Below are 16,309 nucleotides of genomic sequence, written 5' to 3' on the forward strand. Positions count from 1 at the left end.
TCAAGCGCTACCAGCAGCCGACCATGAAAGTCTCTAATTCAGCCAACCCACCGCCGCGCGCGCCTAAACCTGCATCGGAGAAAGGCACGCTGCACCCCCGCAATCGGCATACCGGCCGCTACGATTTCCCGGCACTCATTGCCGGCAGTCCGGAGCTGGCCGAATTCGTGATCATCAACCCCTACGGCAAGCAGAGCATCGACTTCGCTGATCCGGCTGCAGTGCGTGTATTCAACCGCGCACTGCTCAAACAGTTCTATGGCATCGACCACTGGGATATCCCGGCCGGCTATCTATGCCCGCCCATTCCAGGTCGAGCCGATTACCTGCACGGGTTGGCTGACTTGCTGGCACAGGACAATGGAGGCGGAATTCCACGCGGCGCAAAGATCCATGCGCTGGATGTCGGAACGGGAGCCAACTGCATCTACCCACTGATCGGGCAGCGTGAATATGGTTGGCAATTCACCGGTTCGGATATCGATGCCACCGCATTGGCCACGGCGCGCACCATCGTGGCCGCGAACAAGCTCGGCAAGCGCATCGCCTTGCGGCAACAGGCCAACCCGCGACATGTATTCGAAAACCTGGTACAGGCTGATGATCGCTTCGACGTTACGCTCTGTAATCCGCCATTCCATGCATCCCAGGCCGAAGCCAACAGTGGCAGCCAACGCAAATGGCGCAACCTCGGAAAGCTCGATCCCAAGCGCAAACTACCGGCGCTGAATTTCGGCGGTCAGGCGGCGGAGCTCTGGTGTGAAGGCGGTGAGGCAACGTTCGTTGCCAGGCTAGCCGATGAAAGCCGCGCAGTGGCGCAGCAGATCTGCTGGTTCAGCACCCTGGTGTCCAAGGCGGGCAACGTGCAGCCACTGGAGGCTCGGCTTAAAAAGCTCGGCGCGGTAAAGATACGTATCTGCGACATGTCCCAGGGCCAGAAGCGCAGCCGCTTCGTCGCCTGGAGCTACCTCGATGACGCGGCGCGCGCTCAGTGGCGCGCGGACTACTGGACTGATCGAACGCCCGGCTGATCAGCCGGGCTACCAATTCAGACAGCGAGATCCCAGCGTTGGCGATCTTTCAGGGCAAGAGTCTGGATGTAACGTGGCTCGCCGTTGATCTCTTCCAGCTCAGTCATGCCAGCAAGTTCGCCGACCACGCGGTAGCGTTTGCCGACCCGCTTGTCTTGCAGTGGGTAGAGTTGGGCGATTTGTTGGGCGAGTTCAGTAAGGGTGGACATGGTTCGGTAGCTCCAGGTAACTGCATGCCGCAGCTTTTTACAGGCCTTTGATTACGATTAGGCGACAGTTTCGTTCGTCTCGCTTGTTTGAGAGAGCGACTCTGGATTGATTCCCTCACCGAAATAAAATTTGACCAAACGATTGATCAACAGACGCCCATACCCAGTTGCAAGAGTGCCAGCCCGCCCTGCTGCCAGCCCCACCATGCCGCCACAAGCAGCAGCACCGCAAGCGCGACGCCACCAGACCAAAGGCATATCCGGAACATCAGGCCGTACCCGCAGCCAGGCGCACCCGCTCGACGGGTTGCTCACGGATCGGCCAATTGAGCGCTGCGGCCATCAGGCTCAGCGCAATGGAAATCTGCCACACCAGGTCGTAACTGCCGGTGGTGTCGTACACCCAACCGCCCAGCCAGCCGCCGAAGAACGAGCCGATCTGATGAAACAGAAACACGATGCCACCCAACATAGACAGGTTGCGAACGCCAAACAGCGTTGCGACGGTGCCATTAGTCAATGGAACAGTCGATAGCCAGAGCAGCCCCATGGCAATGCCGAACGCGTAAGCGGTCCACAGCGTCAGCGGCGCGAAGAAGAACGCACTGATGACCACGGCTCGCATCAGATAGAGCGCCGTCAAAAGTTTGGGCTTGGAGTAGCAACCTCCCAACCAACCCGCCGTGTATGTACCGACGATGTTGAACAGCCCGACCAGCGCGAGCACCGTGGTCCCGGCCATCGCGGGTAGCTGTTTGTCGACCAGATAGGCCGGCAGGTGGATGCCGATGAACACCACCTGAAAGCCGCACACGAAGAAACCCAGCGCCAGCAGGCGAAAACCGGAATGGCTGACCGCTTCACGCAACGCCTCGATGAGCGTTTGCTGCGGGCCCGTCACGGGTGCCGGTGGGCCGCTACGCAGCATCAGTGCAAGCGGCATGATCAGCGCGACCAGCAACCCAAGCGCCAGCAGGGCCGACGACCACCCCAACCAGCCAATCAGGCCCAACGTGCCGGGCAACATGGCGAACTGACCGAACGAGCCCGCCGCACTGGCAATGCCCATGGCCATGCTGCGCTTCTCAGCAGGAACAGCCCGGCCCACGGCGCCGAGGATCACGGAGAAGGAGGTTCCGGAAAGCCCCAGCCCGATCAGAAAACCGGCACTGAGCGACAATGAGACCGGGGAGTCTGCACCAGCCATCAGCAGCAGGCCGACGGCATAAAGGACGCCACCGAGCAACACTGCCCGGGCTACTCCGAACCGGTCTGCCAAAGCGCCGGTGACCGGCTGAGCGATCCCCCAGATGAGATTCTGCAGCGCGATGGCGAAGGCGAATACCTCTCGTCCCCAGCCGAATTCTGCACTCATGGGCGGAAGGAAAAGCCCGAAGCCATGCCGCGTGCCCAGGGACACGGCGAGGATCAGCGAGCCGCCGAGCAGGATCCAGGTACTGTTGCGCCAAATCGCATTCATCACGGACACACTTTGCAAACATCGAGGGGGATCCATCTTACTCGTATAACCCCGGCCATTAGCATCCACTTTTTGCCCAGCGTCGCCCCTTGCTGCTCGGTTAAACTGGGCGCCGTTTGCCTCACCCTACGCGAGTACCTCATGCCGATTCGCCATTGCATAGTTCATCTGATCGAGAAAAAGCCGGACGGCACTCCTGCCGTATTGCACGCCCGCGATTCGGAGCTGGGCGACTCCCAGGCCATCGAAAACCTGCTGGCCGATCTGAACGAAAGCTATAACGCCAAGCAGGGGAAGGCATGGGGCTTCTTTCACGAGGAGTCGGGTGCCTACCCGTTCAGCGGTTGGCTGACGCAGTACATGGAGGGCAATCAGGACTTCACCGCATTCAGCCGCAAAGCAGTCGAACACCTGCAGAAACTGATGGAGGAGTCCAATCTCTCGACCGGGGGCCACGTACTGTTCGCGCATTACCAACAAGGCATGACCGATTATCTGGCCATCGCCCTGCTCCACCACAGCAACGGTGTAACCGTTACCGATTCGCTGGATGTGGCCGAAGCGCGGCACCTGGATCTCGGACAACTGCATCTGGCCACCCGGATCAACATTTCGGAGTGGAAGAACAATAAGCAGTCCCGGCAGTACATTTCCTTCATCAAAGGCAAGAACGGCAAAAAAGTCTCGGAGTATTTCCGCGACTTCATCGGGTGCCAGGAAGGTGTGGATGGCCCGGGTGAAACACGCACCCTGCTCAAAGCCTTCAGCGACTATGTTGAGAGCGAAGACCTGCCGGAAGGAGCGGCCCGGGAGAAGACCAGTGCACTGGTCGGTTATGCCAGCAGCCAGGCCAAGATCGGCGAGCCCATGTCGCTGGAAGAGCTTTCCGGTGTGATCGATGAAGAACGACCTCGCGCCTTTTACGACCATATCCGCAACAAGGACTACGGGCTATCCCCGGAGATCCCGGCTGACAAGCGCACCCTCAACCAGTTTCAGCGCTTCACCGGTCGGGCCGAAGGCTTGTCGATCAGTTTCGAGTCCCATCTTCTCGGCTCGAAGGTCGAGTATGACGAGGCCCGTGACATGCTGATCATCCGCAACCTGCCAACCCAGCTGACTGATCAGCTCAAGCGCCGCAAGGGCTGACTTCAAGGGTAATAGCCACTGCGCCTGCTCGACTGTTCATCTTCAATACCCGGCCGTCGCTGAACGACGGCTAAATGAACTTCAGACTGCGCGGAATGAATTGGCCTTTTGTCAGTCACATGGGCTGCTCAAATTTGCCACGGCAACCGCGCTCCGCTCAGCTAAGGATCAACAATGGATTGGTTACACCTGATTATTCTGTCCCTGGTGCAGGGCATCACCGAATTCCTTCCGATTTCCTCTTCCGCTCATTTGATTCTCCCGTCGCAGGTACTGGGCTGGCCGGACCAGGGCCAGGCATTCGACGTCGCGGTTCACGTGGGCACCCTGCTCGCCGTACTGATCTGCTTCCGTCACGAAGTGATAGCGACCACTCGCGGCTGGCTGGCGCATGTTTTTCGTCAACAGGTCAGTGCAGAAAGCCGCCTGGGTTGGGCGATCATCATCGGGACATTACCAGCAGCGATCGCGGGATTGCTGCTGGAAGACTACATCGAGGAGTACACCCGCTCGATGCTCGTCATCGCCGTGACCACCATCGTTTTCGGTCTGGTGCTGTGGTACGCCGACGCTACAGGGCGCCGGGTCGCTGAAATGGAACAGCTGACCTGGAAAAGCGCGCTGATCATTGGCTTCGCTCAAGCGCTGGCGCTGATTCCCGGCACCTCGCGATCAGGCATCACCATGACTGCTGCGCTGCTACTGGGCTTTACCCGTCAGGCGGCCGCTCGCTTTTCGTTTCTGCTGTCGATCCCGCTGATCCTCGCCGCCGGTGGGCTAAAGACGGTCGAGCTCGTAAAATCCGGTGAAGCCGCTCCCTGGAACGATATCTTCATCGGGACGGCGCTTTCATTCGTAGCTGCATTCCTCTGCATCAAGCTGTTCCTCAAGGCGCTCGACGCACTGGGTATGCTGCCGTTCGTGGTCTACCGCTTGCTGCTCGGTGTGACCCTGCTGTTCATCGCGCTCTAATGCAAGATCCCGCTGACCGAGGTAGTCGGTCGGCGGGCATTCTCTGCATCAACGTGCGTCGATGCGGTAACCGAAACGCGGGAAATGCACGTGCACAACGCCGGCACGCTCGTCTTCCCTTCGCAGGATCAGCTCTTCGACACCCGCGAACACCAACTCCCCTTCCACCGGGTCGGTTCCGTAGTCCACCGCAGAAATTGTGACTTGCTGTCCAGCCCGGAAACCGTTGGGCTCGAAGAAGCTTTCGGCGGGTAGCGGAGCCGGATCGGCTTCGCGAGCGATCTTCAGTGCATCTTCGGCGCTCAGCTCGCTGAGAGAGCCATGTCCAACACCCAAGACCTTGCCCAGCCAGGCCTGAATCTCCGGATAGTCATCGACCAACGGGGCTGTAACGGGCGTACCTTTGAGGAACCAGAGGCAGTGCGCTATGGAGAAGTCCGCTATGCACGGTGCGTTGCCGAATAGGAACTCGCCTTCACCGCGTGCCAGTTGCTGCTGCAAACGCGCCATCAGAACCGGCCAATGGTTCTTCGCCTGCTCCAGCGGAATACGCGCCGCGGATCCACCACTGAACAATGCCGCGCGGTCCTTGCTGAATACTTGCACGAACTCTTTGGGTACTTGAGCAAAACGCATCGCCATCGATTCAGGCTGGAACACCAGACTGACCGCGTGCAGGAACAACACCGAATCGGCCCACTGCGCGAGCGTAGCGGCAACGAACTCCTGCCCCTCCGGGAACAGCGCCGGGGTGTTCTTCTCGGCTTCGAGACGGCGCGCCATCAGCGCAGTATCGCAATAAACGTCGGCGCCAATCTGCAGCACGGGTGTACGTCGATAGCCACCAGTCAGGGCCGTTAGATCAGGTTTAGGCATGACTGGCGGGATTTGCACCGACCGCCAGGACAGCTGCTTGAAGCCCATCATCAGCCGCGCTTTCTCAGCGAAGGGTGAGGTGGGATAGTGGTGCAGAATGATCTCGTGCATTGCAGGCTCCGCCAGTCTTTTCAGGTAGACCGGCAGCTTACTCGCCGCAGCGCGGGCAGCCTACCCGTTCAGCTGATTGCCTGGATATTCACCGAAATGGGGCCGGACTGCGTCGAAACCAGCGCCTCTTTTGCCGACTTCTTCAATTGTTTTATCGCCCGCTCACGGCGCAATGCATCCCCTTTCGAGACACATGCTTCCACGTAGACAAGCGCCACCGCCGGGCTGGAATGAAAGAAGCGAGCACCTCGACCACTCTGGTGGGCGGCGAAACGGCGCTGAGCGTCGTCGCTGATTCCACAGTACAAGGAGCCATTGGCCGCTCGCACCAGATAGACGTACCAGGGATTATCAGCGGCGATGGGCATCCAGATTTGTCTCGCATAGAAACCAGATACCGAAAACAGGCGGCATCGAGGCGGCGAATTGTCCTGAGGCTTGTCCGGTATATCAAGCGCAAGGGCTATCGGCTGCCGCGACTTCACTTCTGGATGGCGCCTCAGACGTAACCACGCAATGGACACGTGGCGATACATTTGACGGCGCAGGGTACAAGCGATTCGCGCCCGTGAACGGCGCGGATTGCCTGCAATTGCCGTTTCGCTTAGCAAAGTCCGTCGATCCTGTCGAGATATGGTGGCGGTTCGCCTTTGCGTATACTGCGCCGATGTTTGCTCAAACCGCGTTCCGCAAGCGCTGCACCGCCTGGTTGCTGGCGACCGGACTCTTCCTGATGCTTAGCAGCTGCGCCGAACCGCCCAGCGCGCTCGAGCGTATCAAGGAGGAAGGTGTACTGCGCGTGATCACCCGCAACAGCCCCTCCACCTATTTCCAGGATCGCAATGGCGAAGCCGGCTTCGAGTACGAGCTGGTTCAGCGCTTCGCCAGCCATCTGGGTGTCGAGCTGCAGATCGAAACCGCAGACAGCATCGATGAGATCTTCACCCGTCTGAACCGCCCCGGTGGGCCTGCACTTGCAGCCGCAGGCCTGGTAGCCAGCGAAGGCCGTATGGACGCTGCGCGCTTTACCAAGCCCTATCTCGACGTCACTACTCAAGTGGTCTATCGCCAAGGGCAACGGCGGCCTACCCGGCCGGAGGACCTGATCGGCAAACGCATCATGGTGCTCAAAGGCAGCAGCCAGGCAGAAAAGCTCAAAGCGCTGCAGTCGGAACTGCCAGAACTTCGTTATGAAGAATCCGACGCGGTCGAAGTGGTCGATCTGCTGCGCATGGTGGATGAGGGCCAGGTCGATCTTACCCTTGTCGAATCCAATGAGCTCGCCCTCAACCAGGTGTACTTCACCAATGCCCGCGCCGCGTTCGATCTTGGCGAGCAGAACAGCCTGTCATGGATCACTGGCAAAGGCGAAGACGACAGCGTGCTAGAGGCGGCTAATCAGTTTCTCGACCTGGCCCGCGAGAACGGCACTTTGCAACGGCTGCGTGAACGCTACTACGGCCACGTCGATGTGTTGGGTTACGTGGGCGCGTATGCCTTCGCCAAACATCTGCAACAGCGTCTGCCTCGCTACGAAAAGACCTTCCGCGAGACCGCCAAGAAACACGGCGTCGACTGGCGTCTGCTGGCAGCTATCGGTTATCAGGAATCCCACTGGCAGCCTGAGGCTACCTCCAAGACCGGCGTACGCGGCCTGATGATGCTGACGCTCAATACCGCCAAAGCCATGGGCGTGAGCAATCGCCTCGACCCGGTGCAGAGCATTCAGGGCGGAGGCAAGTACATCGCCCAGGTCCACGCCAATCTTCCCGACAGCATTCAGGAACCCGACCGCACCTGGTTCGCCCTAGCCGCCTACAACGTCGGCGGAGGCCATCTGGAAGATGCGCGAAAGCTGGCCGAGGGCGAAGGTCTGGACCCGAACAAATGGTTGGATGTGAAGCAGATGCTGCCTCGTCTGTCGCAAAAGCAGTGGTACACCAAGACGCGATATGGCTATGCGCGCGGCGGAGAGCCGGTGCACTTCGTAGCGAACGTGCGCCGTTACTACGACATCCTTACCTGGGTAACGCAACCGCAGATGGAAGGCCAGCAGCTGGTCCACAGCGACATCCACATTCCAGGCATCAACTCCACCGATCTGGGCGAGATTCTTCCACCGCTCTGACTATCGCTATCAGGGCCTCCCGATCGGCGCGAAGCTGGCTCCGGTATGCTCGGCCAAGACTTCAGCAGCAAGCTCTACCTCCAACCCACGGCGCCCGGCGCTTACATAGATACTGGGCTGCGTCTGGGCTGAGCTATCAATGAACGTGCGCAACCGCTTCTTCTGCCCCAACGGACTGATACCCCCCACTAGATAGCCCGTGGCACGTTGCGCTGCCATCGGATCGGCCATATCGACCTTTTTCACCTTTGCCGCCTGAGCCAGCGCTTTGAGATCGAGCGTACCGGCTACCGGAACCACGGCAACCAACAACTCGTTTTTCTCGCTGCTTGCAAGCAAGGTCTTGAAAACGCGTGCGGGCTCGAGCCCAAGTTTTTCTGCCGCCTCCAGACCATAGGAAGCAGACTTGGGGTCGTGTTCATAGCTGAGCACCTGATGCTCGGCCTTGGCCTTTTTCAATAGATCGATAGCGGGCGTCATGGCTGCGGAAGGTTGGGGGATCGAGGGCGCTACCTTAGCCAAAACCTGGCTGCCCGCACAGAGCAGACCCAGGTTTTACCGCAGCCCGTCACGGCGCAAGACTCGCTCAAGACAAGTTGGTCAAGCCACCATGGCCCGGCGCGCCTTACGTTCGAAAACTTGCGGCTTGTGGATACGGGGTGGCTGCACCCAGCTGGCCTGAAACTCGCAACCATCTTGGATCGCAGCCTGCACTATGTCGCCATTGGCCTGATCGATCGCACGTGCAAGCATCACGACTTCGCCGCATTTCTGCGAGGCGAAGCCGAGCCAGTCCTCGAGCTCGGCATCAGATTTCCGCACCATTGGCACATGCAACAACGAGCAGGAGGGCGCGACCCATAGCCGCTCACCCAAACGTTCAGCAGCGTGGCCGAGCACTGGCAACGCCTTATCCAGATCACACCGTTGCGCATCACGGCCATCCACCAAGCCCAGGGAAAGAACCTTGTAAGTCGGCAGGCGATCTATCACCAGCGGGTACTGATCCGGCGCGCTGACCAGATCGATATGAAGGCCATCCACCGGCAGCGCAGCAGCCAAACCGAGATTGTCTTTCACCCCGCCGAAGTAGGTAGCGATCAGCTTTTTCAACGGCGCTCGCTGCAGCAGGTTATAGGCGCGCTCGAATGCGTTCTTCCACGCCTGCGGCAGATCCAGCACCAGAACCGGCTCATCGATCTGCACCCACTCGACGCCCTGTGCGGCAAGCCGCTCTAGGACCTCGCCGTAGATCGGAAGCAACCTATCAAGCAGATCCAACTTGTCGAACGGCGCACCTGTCGCCTTGCCCAACCACAGATAGGTCAGCGGCCCGATCAATACCGGCTTGACCTTATGTCCCAGAATTCTGGCCTCCTCGACCTCATCGAAGAGCTGAGCCCAGGACAACCTGAACTGTTGATCCGTGCTGAGTTCTGGGACCAGGTAGTGGTAGTCCGTATCGAACCACTTACCCAGTGCCAGTGCCTGCTCACCTCTACCGCAACTCTGCGCATCATCCCGCGCCATGGTGAACAGTGTGTCGAGCGTTGGCTCGCCTTCGATTGGCCGGAAGCGCTCGGGGATCACGCCGAACATCAGCGAATGTGTCAGTACCCGCTCATGCCAGGTGAAGTCACCAACCGGCAGCAAATCGATGCCGGCCTCGGCTTGTAGCTTCCAATGTGTCGCACGCATGTCCTGACCGACTCCAAGCAGGGCGGCTTCGCTGATGGTGCCCTTCCGATACGCATCAAGTGCTTCTTTCAGCTTCTTATCAGCCCCGATGCATGAGAACCCCAGTGAATGTGCGACAGACATGACATCTCCAATGTGTACGTTTCGACATGGGTAGTGTGAGAGCCGTCGGCCACTGAAACAAACTCAAGTAATTTGTAATGAACGAGAGAAGCGCTCATAAAGAACATTTCTGCTCGGTCAGTCGTCTAAGAAACCAGACGAACTCATAAGGCAGCTTCATGACCGGAGAGGAAGAACCGCAGGATCTCAAAACGCTCCTCGAGCATCTGGCAGAGGCCGGTGAGCCAGGGAAACCGATCAATATCGAATGCATTCTCGAGGCGACTGGGCAGCGCAGCTTCGGCGCCTTGCTGCTGGTCCCTGGCCTGTTGGTGTTCTCGCCGCTATCCGGCATACCAGGCCTTCCGACATTTTTCGCCATCATGGTCGGGCTGATTGCGACCCAGCTGCTGATTGGCCGCAAGCACTTCTGGCTACCACGCTGGCTATTGAAGCGCTGCGCTTCGCGGAGCAAGTACGATCGTGCGATCGCCTTTCTCAAGCGCCCGGCGCGGACGATCGATCGGTTACTTCGTCATCGTCTGACATTCCTCACCGACGGCGCCTTCGTATACATCAATGCGCTGCTGTGCCTGTTGATTGCTGCAACCATGCCACCGCTGGAGTTGATTCCGTTCGGCAACTCGGTAGCCGGAGCGGCGCTGAGTTTTCTCGGGCTGGGCATGATGGCCCGTGATGGCGCATGGGTGATCGCCGCACTTCTGCCCCTCGGCTTATTGGTCTATCTGGCCAGTCGCCTCTGGATGTAACAAAAGATCGCTACCGAGCGGGATCGCCGACACCGCAAGCGCTGGCTCATTCGTCATTGAACAAACACCGTCGACTCGACAGCTGTCGTGATGCTGGGACACACTTCGCCACTACGATGAGCGACGTTCATGTCCATGGATCATATCTTTGGGATTTACCCACGCAACAGCCGAAAATCAGGAAGTTCGCAGCATGCTTGAAATCCGCCACCTGAAGACCCTTCATGCACTGCGTGAAACGGATAGTCTTGTCGAAGCGGCCGAGCGCCTGCATCTGACTCAATCGGCTTTGTCGCATCAATTCAAGGAACTGGAAGAGCGTCTGGGTGTGCAGCTGTTCGTACGTAAAACCCGGCCGGTACGTTTCACCAGCGCAGGCTTGCGCCTGTTGCAGCTGGCCGACAACCTTCTGCCGCAACTGCGCAGCGCCGAGCGTGACCTTGCCCGACTCGCCGGCGGAACGGCGGGTCGGCTGCATATGGCGATCGAATGCCACAGCTGCTTCCAGTGGCTGATGCCGACAATCGACCAGTTTCGCGATGCTTGGCCGGAGGTGGAGCTGGATCTGGCCTCGGGTTTTTCCTTTGCCCCGTTACCGGCACTGGCACGCGGCGATCTGGATCTGGTCGTTACCTCAGATCCCATCGAACTCCCAGGCATTACCTACGTGCCGCTGTTCACGTATGAAGCCCTGCTCGCCGTCGCCAACCAACATCAGCTGGCGGCACGCCCCTATATCCGGGCCGAGGACCTAGCCAGCGAAACGCTGATCACCTATCCGGTAGAACGCGATCGTCTGGATATCTTCACCCGCTTTCTCGAACCGGCCGATATCGAGCCGGCACAGGTGCGCACCTCGGAGCTCACGGTGATGATGATGCAGCTGGTGGCTTCAGGGCGAGGCGTGTGCTGCGTACCGAACTGGGCGCTGCACGAGTACAGCGCCCGCGGTTACGTCACCGCCAAACGTCTTGGTGAGAAAGGCCTGTTTGCGACGCTTTATGCCGGCATCAGGGCTGACATGCTCGATTCACCTTTCATGCGGGATTTCCTGCTCACCGCCAAGGACACTTCATTCGCCACACTCGAAGGGGTTAGCGCCGCGCCGAGGGCCAAGTAGCGCGCGTCTAGTTTTCCTGACGGTAAGGCAACGCACCACGCGCGGACTCGGCGTAGCGGAGAACGCCGAGGCGCTCCTGCTCGAGAAACTCACTGACCGCGGCTCTGAGGCCAGGATGGACCAGATAGTGCCAGGAGCGAGTGATCACCGGTTCGAAGCCCCGAATCAGCTTGTGCTCGCCCTGGGCACCGGCATCGAAACGCGGCAATCCTGCCGCTATCGCCTGATCGATTCCCTGGTAAAAACAGGTCTCGAAATGCAGCCGATCGAACTCAGCCAGGCAGCCCCAGTAACGCCCATATAGGCCCTGCCCGTCGATAAGGCTGAACGCCATTGCTACGGGCTCGCGGCCTTGCGTTGCTAACACCAGCCGTATCGCCTCAGGCATCCGCTCGGCCAGGAGGCTGAAAAAAGCTCGGGAGAGATAAGGCGCCTGGCCTCGAATCATGTAGGTATTGGCATAGCAGGCATAAACGAAATCCCATTCCAGCTCGCTTACCTGGCCGCCTTCGCGCCACTGGAAGTCGAACCCCTGCCCCGCCACCTGTTCGCGCTCCTTGCGCAACTGCTTGCGCTTTCGCGAGGTGAGGCTGTCGAGGAAATCCTGAAAATCACGATAGCCCCGATTGTGCCAATGGAACTGACAGCCAATGCGCTCGAGCCAGCCGTCGCGCCCATGGAAAATGGTATCGGCGTCAGGCTCGGTGAAATTCACATGCAGGCTTGAATGGCCCTGCTCCTCCAGATTGGCGCTGAGCTGGTCGAGCAACTGTCCGGCAGCCTGGCGATCGCCTAGTAGACGCGCGCCAGTTACCGGCGAGAACGGCACTGCGCAGAGCAGCTTGGGGTAGTACTCGATTCCTGCGCGATGGCAGGCATCAGCCCAGGCCCAATCGAATACGTACTCGCCATTGGAGTTGGTTTTTCGATACAGCGGCAAGGCGGCAGTGGCATTACCCTGCACATCGATCAGCAGCTGATGTTGAGATCGCCAGCCGCTGCGTCCTCCGACACTGCCACTGTCTTCGAGGGACGATAGAAAAGCGTGGCGCAGGAACGGCTGAGGGTCGCTACCGAGGAGCGCGTCCCAAAGGAGCGGCGAGATATCGGCTAGGCGAGAGATTGTCTGGATAGGCATGTTGGCCAGTCTGGCCTGTAATACGGACGAAAAAAAGCCCCATCGGAATGGGGCTTAAAGAGCATCACGGATGAAGAGCTGCTTTAGAACACGTACTGAGCGCGGAACACCACGCCATCGCCATCGTCATCACCGTCGGCGTTCTGAGCGTTATCTACCTTGGCCTTGACGTAAGCGCCGCTGACGCGAACGTTGTCGTTGGCGTACCAGTTCAGGCCGAGGTTATGAACTTTGCCCTCTACGGTGCTGGTCGGAGTGATGCCGACTACGTCGTGATCGCCTTCGATGTAGTCATAGCGGTAGAACACTTCCCATGCGCCGATCTGCTTGTTGCTCGGCTTGATCGCGTCGAAGCGGCCGAGTTTGTAATCACGCGCTTCGCCAGTGATGGTGTAGGCGACCTGAGCGTAGTAACCCTTGGAATCGATGTCCTGGTAGGCGGACGAATCGGCTTCCAGCTCGCGCTTGATGTATTCACCTTGTACCGACAGCGGACCCATTGCCCATGCTGCTTCCAGGCCCCAGGCAGTGTCTTCGCCGTAGGAACCGGCTGGCAGGTTGTTCGCACCAGCGATGGTCAGACGGTTGCCGTTGGTGCCGGCATCGTTACCGCCTGCTGTCGATACACCGCGCATGCCGAGGCGGCTGCGAATCCGAGTGTCGAGACCGCCGACGTCGTCCAGGTCACGCTGAGCAAAGTTGACACCGAAATGCAGAACGTTGCCGGCTTCGTGCATCGGAGCAAAAACGCCGCGGGCGTTGAATTGTTTCACGCTGTCGCCATCGACGTCGTTCTGGTCCTTGGCATGAATGCCGACCGAGCCGTACAGCGACGGGCCGGCGGTGCCGTTGACCTGCAGGCCAAGTCCGTTCTGGTGGCCGTTGGCCCAGTCGATCATGTCGTATGCGGCGTTACGCTCAAGCGCGGTGACCCACTTGGAGCTGGTGGCCTTTTCCAGACCGAAGTCAGGATCGAAGCGGCCAACCTTGATGTTCACCGGATTGAAACCGCCGTACTGGATCGATGCTTCGTCCCAGTAGCCGTCTTCGCTGCTGCCGGCGTTATGCGACAGGTCATAGTTGAACTGGTATTTCCAGTCGGTGAACGCAACGCCACCGATTTCGATGAATGCGCGACGGAAGTAGGCGGCATCGGCGCTATCGCCGTTCACTGTGTAGAAGCCGTCGAACTGGCTGTAGTCAGCCTGAAGACGGCCGCCGACCTTGAAGCTGAACTGCTTGTCAGTCGTCGCGACTTCCAGACCACCCTTGGTCTTGATCATGATATCGGCGCCGTCGGTGGTGACGGTGCCGGCGAAAGCCTGGGCGGAAACGGCCAGAGCGAGGGCGCTGGCGGCGAAACCGGCGAAGTGCTTACGGATCATCAAAATTCCCCTTAAAGGTCAGCGTTGGTAGACACAGGAGGCTGGCTCTTTGTGCTGCCGGCATCTTGGCCAGCACGCATTTCAAGAAGGTGGCTAATCAGTAAAGGTTTTATGACAGATGGAACTTAAAACCTTCCTAGTTATTGCGCCTAGGCGGGCTGTTCCAAAAGAGGCATGAAAGAAAAAGGCGGACCACGGTCCGCCTTTGGATGACAGGAAAGGATCAGCGCTTACGCAGGATCACGCTTCCGATCGAATAGCCCGCACCGAATGAGCTGAGCACGCCGAGGCTGCCTGACGGCAGGTCATCCTGATGCTTGTGAAAGGCAATTACCGAACCGGCCGAGCTGGTATTGGCATAGGTATCGAGGATGACGGGCGCTTCGTCCGCCGTCGCGTCGCGGCCGAGCAGCTTGCGCACGATCAGGTGATTCATGTTGAGGTTCGCCTGGTGCAGCCAGAAACGCTTGACCGCGCCAACCTCGATCTCGTTCTCGTTCAGGTGCTCACCGATCAGCTCGGCCACCATTGGACACACTTCCTTGAATACCTTGCGACCTTCCTGAACGAACAACTTGTCCGGATTGGTCATGTATTCCTCGGCGGTTCGGTTGAGGAAGCCGAAGTTATTGCGAATGTTATTGGAAAACTCAGTCGCCAGCTTGGTGCTGACCACGTCCCACTGATACGCGGACGTTGCCTGATCGGCACGCTCGATGATGACCGCTGTGCAAGCGTCACCGAAGATGAAATGGCTGTCGCGATCACGGAAGTTCATGTGACCGGTGCATATCTCAGGGTTGACCATGAGTACCGCTCTCGCCTGCCCCAGCTGCACCGAGTTCGCTGCGTTCTGGATACCGAAGGTGGCCGAGGAGCAGGCCACGTTCATGTCATAACCGAAGCCCTTGATGCCCAGTGCAGCTTGGACCTCGATGGCAATCGCCGGGTAGGCACGCTGCAGGTTGGAGCACGCAACGATCACGCCGTCGATATCCGCTGCGGTCTTTCCCGCCCGCTCTAGCGCCTGCTCTGCCGCCTTGACCGACATTTCGCAGAGGATCGACCACTGATCATTGCTGCGCTCGGGGATTCGCGGAACCATGCGATCAGGATCGAGGATGCCTGCCTTGTCCGTAACGAAGCGGCTCTTGATCCCGGACGCCTTTTCGATGAAGGCAGAACTCGATTCCGGCATCGGCTGCACGTCGCCCGCCTCGATCGCAGCAGCATTCTCGGCGTTGAAGCGGCTGGAGTAGGTGTTGAACGACTCGACCAGCTCGTCGTTGGAGATGCTCTGGGCAGGGGTATAAAGGCCGGTACCGCTGATGACGACGTTGTGCACTGTCGTTCCTCTCGAATGATTTGGCTGCTCGTAAGTCGGCGTCGGAATAGAGCGAAGCCGGCCAGTGCCGATGCGATCGTTCATGCCGCGTCTGTTTATATGGCGACTATTGTGCACGAAAACGTAACAGAATCTGCAGTCCGGCGCGTAAAAGGGGCTTGAAGATCACAAGTCGGGACGGTTACGCCACGTCAGCTTGCGACCTGATATCCGGGGGCTTTCGGGTATCCTTGCGCACCCAGCAAACCAGGACAGCTATCCGATGAAAGAGCCACTTGCCGAACTGATCCGCCTGATCAGCTCGGGCTGCATGAGCGAAGACGAAATCAACCGCCTCGCTGACGAGGCGGCTCAGGCCTATGCCGATCCTCAGGGCTTCCTGCAGGCCAATCCCGACATCATCTATGACGATGACTTCCCCATTCCCCTGGGCGAATGGATGATCGTCGGCAGCCTGCCGGACACGGTGCTGTTCCAGGCCGACGACTACCAAGCGTTGTTCGAGCAGATCGTTGGCTCGTTCGGGCCACAGGTGGACTTCGTTCTCAAGCCCAAGCAGCTTGCCAAAACCGAACCGATCAAGGCGCTCAACCGAATCCAGACCCAGCTCAGCAGCCTCTACCCGGAGAAAGGTGGCTATGTGCTGGTGGATTTCAGCGAGCCGCTGGATGACGAACTGCAAGCGGTGCTGGTGTACACCAGCGACATCGAGCGGGTAATGGCGCTCGCAGTCGAGGTAGGCATCTACGCCGCACCGGCCCTTGCAGCGCTGCAAGCCGAAAGCGAAGCCTGAAA

The 16,309-nt window shown here is 59.1% G+C and carries 16 protein-coding genes and 1 pseudogene; 7 read left to right on the forward strand and 10 right to left on the reverse strand.

What is annotated here, in order from left to right:
• The first annotated feature begins 23 nt into the window (after nt 1-23).
• A complete protein-coding gene (gene rlmF / locus EA797_RS07590; RefSeq protein ID WP_122164496.1) occupies nt 24-1,031 on the forward strand; it encodes a 23S rRNA (adenine(1618)-N(6))-methyltransferase RlmF in 1,008 nt (335 codons plus the stop codon).
• A gap of 17 nt (nt 1,032-1,048) precedes the next feature.
• Here rlmF and EA797_RS07595 read toward each other — a convergent pair whose 3' ends face one another.
• From EA797_RS07595 to EA797_RS07600, 3 genes are all read right to left on the reverse strand, one after another.
• Entirely contained in the window at nt 1,049-1,240 is a 192-nt protein-coding gene (locus EA797_RS07595) for a hypothetical protein (RefSeq protein ID WP_122164497.1), read from the reverse strand.
• A 146-nt stretch (nt 1,241-1,386) separates the two neighbouring features.
• The gene (locus tag EA797_RS22105; protein WP_256046637.1) at nt 1,387-1,509 is read right to left on the reverse strand and encodes a hypothetical protein; all 123 of its coding nucleotides are present in this window, start codon (nt 1,507-1,509) and stop codon (nt 1,387-1,389) included.
• Nucleotides 1,509-2,720, reverse strand: a complete 1,212-nt coding sequence (locus tag EA797_RS07600; RefSeq protein WP_122164498.1) for an MFS transporter — start codon at nt 2,718-2,720, stop codon at nt 1,509-1,511. Before EA797_RS07600 ends, EA797_RS22105 begins: the two co-directional genes overlap by 1 nt.
• 141 nt (nt 2,721-2,861) lie before the next feature.
• On the opposite strand from EA797_RS07600, the gene yejK reads away from it, so the two are divergent.
• Together yejK and EA797_RS07610 are read left to right on the forward strand one after the other, a co-directional pair.
• Nucleotides 2,862-3,869, forward strand: a complete 1,008-nt coding sequence (gene yejK / locus EA797_RS07605; RefSeq protein ID WP_122164499.1) for a nucleoid-associated protein YejK — start codon at nt 2,862-2,864, stop codon at nt 3,867-3,869.
• A gap of 174 nt (nt 3,870-4,043) precedes the next feature.
• The gene (locus EA797_RS07610; protein ID WP_122164500.1) at nt 4,044-4,841 is read left to right on the forward strand and encodes an undecaprenyl-diphosphate phosphatase; all 798 of its coding nucleotides are present in this window, start codon (nt 4,044-4,046) and stop codon (nt 4,839-4,841) included.
• 48 nt (nt 4,842-4,889) lie between these two features.
• Here the strand turns inward: EA797_RS07610 and EA797_RS07615 are convergent, their stop codons facing one another.
• Nucleotides 4,890-5,828 carry a glutathione S-transferase family protein gene (locus EA797_RS07615; protein WP_122164501.1) on the reverse strand — a complete coding sequence of 313 codons (939 nt, stop codon included), beginning with the start codon at nt 5,826-5,828 and terminating at the stop codon, nt 4,890-4,892.
• 68 nt (nt 5,829-5,896) lie between these two features.
• Nucleotides 5,897-6,196: a GIY-YIG nuclease family protein gene (locus EA797_RS07620; RefSeq protein WP_122164502.1), complete on the reverse strand. Its 300-nt coding sequence runs from the start codon at nt 6,194-6,196 to the stop codon at nt 5,897-5,899.
• 299 nt (nt 6,197-6,495) lie between these two features.
• Between EA797_RS07620 and mltF the strand changes: the two genes are divergently transcribed.
• Nucleotides 6,496-7,956 (forward strand): membrane-bound lytic murein transglycosylase MltF, encoded by a 1,461-nt coding sequence (mltF, locus tag EA797_RS07625; protein ID WP_122164740.1) that lies wholly within the window; start codon nt 6,496-6,498, stop codon nt 7,954-7,956.
• A 9-nt stretch (nt 7,957-7,965) separates the two neighbouring features.
• On the opposite strand, the gene ybaK is transcribed toward mltF, so the two are convergent.
• Both ybaK and EA797_RS07635 read right to left on the reverse strand, forming a co-directional pair.
• Complete coding sequence (gene ybaK, locus EA797_RS07630) at nt 7,966-8,436, reverse strand: Cys-tRNA(Pro) deacylase (RefSeq protein ID WP_122164503.1); 471 nt, start codon at nt 8,434-8,436, stop codon at nt 7,966-7,968.
• Between the two features lie 141 nt (nt 8,437-8,577).
• Nucleotides 8,578-9,777 (reverse strand): annotated as a pseudogene (locus EA797_RS07635) (5-methyltetrahydropteroyltriglutamate--homocysteine S-methyltransferase); the annotation flags it as partial.
• Nucleotides 9,778-9,935: 158 nt separating this feature from the next.
• Between EA797_RS07635 and EA797_RS07640 the strand changes: the two are divergent.
• Together EA797_RS07640 and metR are read left to right on the forward strand one after the other, a co-directional pair.
• Entirely contained in the window at nt 9,936-10,526 is a 591-nt protein-coding gene (locus EA797_RS07640) for an exopolysaccharide biosynthesis protein (RefSeq protein ID WP_122164505.1), read from the forward strand.
• A 193-nt stretch (nt 10,527-10,719) separates the two neighbouring features.
• Nucleotides 10,720-11,646: a transcriptional regulator MetR gene (gene metR / locus EA797_RS07645; protein WP_122164506.1), complete on the forward strand. Its 927-nt coding sequence runs from the start codon at nt 10,720-10,722 to the stop codon at nt 11,644-11,646.
• Nucleotides 11,647-11,653: 7 nt separating this feature from the next.
• Here metR and EA797_RS07650 read toward each other — a convergent pair whose 3' ends face one another.
• The 3 genes from EA797_RS07650 to EA797_RS07660 form a co-directional block, all read right to left on the reverse strand.
• Nucleotides 11,654-12,784, reverse strand: a complete 1,131-nt coding sequence (locus EA797_RS07650; RefSeq protein ID WP_122164507.1) for a GNAT family N-acetyltransferase — start codon at nt 12,782-12,784, stop codon at nt 11,654-11,656.
• Nucleotides 12,785-12,867: 83 nt separating this feature from the next.
• Nucleotides 12,868-14,169 (reverse strand): OprO/OprP family phosphate-selective porin, encoded by a 1,302-nt coding sequence (locus EA797_RS07655; RefSeq protein ID WP_122164508.1) that lies wholly within the window; start codon nt 14,167-14,169, stop codon nt 12,868-12,870.
• A gap of 223 nt (nt 14,170-14,392) precedes the next feature.
• A complete protein-coding gene (locus EA797_RS07660; protein ID WP_122164509.1) occupies nt 14,393-15,514 on the reverse strand; it encodes a beta-ketoacyl-ACP synthase III in 1,122 nt (373 codons plus the stop codon).
• Between the two features lie 262 nt (nt 15,515-15,776).
• Between EA797_RS07660 and EA797_RS07665 the strand changes: the two genes are divergently transcribed.
• A complete protein-coding gene (locus EA797_RS07665; RefSeq protein WP_122164510.1) occupies nt 15,777-16,307 on the forward strand; it encodes a hypothetical protein in 531 nt (176 codons plus the stop codon).
• Nucleotides 16,308-16,309: the final 2 nt, after the last annotated feature.

Source organism: Stutzerimonas zhaodongensis (genome assembly GCF_003696365.1).
Lineage (GTDB): Bacteria > Pseudomonadota > Gammaproteobacteria > Pseudomonadales > Pseudomonadaceae > Stutzerimonas > Stutzerimonas zhaodongensis.